The organism is Pseudomonas sp. P20, from assembly GCF_016463925.1.
Taxonomy (GTDB): domain Bacteria; phylum Pseudomonadota; class Gammaproteobacteria; order Pseudomonadales; family Pseudomonadaceae; genus Pseudomonas; species Pseudomonas aeruginosa.
On record NZ_JAEMVM010000126.1, the window covers coordinates 1 to 336 of the forward strand.

The 336-nt window shown below is 67.9% G+C and carries 1 protein-coding gene; it reads right to left on the reverse strand.

Annotated features, from left to right (window positions below; all coding sequences use genetic code 11):
• The coding region (locus tag JHD77_RS32110) for a type VI secretion system Vgr family protein (RefSeq protein WP_181858610.1) at positions 1-336 on the reverse strand (336 nt) is incomplete at both ends.

Here is a 336-nt window from a genome sequence, read left to right on the forward strand (position 1 = left end):
GCGGCTTGCCGCCTTCGGGCCGGGGATGGGTCAGGTAGCCCAGGTGCAGCGCGCTGGCACCGTGGTCGCTCATCAGCGCCGCACTGATCTGCGCCGTGGTGTCGTCGATGCGCAGCTCGTTGGCCCGACTGCCCTTGTACTCCTTGCTCTTGATGGTGCTGAGGATCTTGTGGTCGGGCAGCGCGTAGGGCGGTCGGTTGGTCGCCCGGTAGGTGCGCCCGGTGACGATCGGCTGGTCGCAGTCGCCGTCCAGGTAATCGACGATCACCTCCTGGCCAATCCGCGGGATCGCCATGTGCCCCCAGTCGGCACCTGCCCAGTTCTGCGCGACCCGTA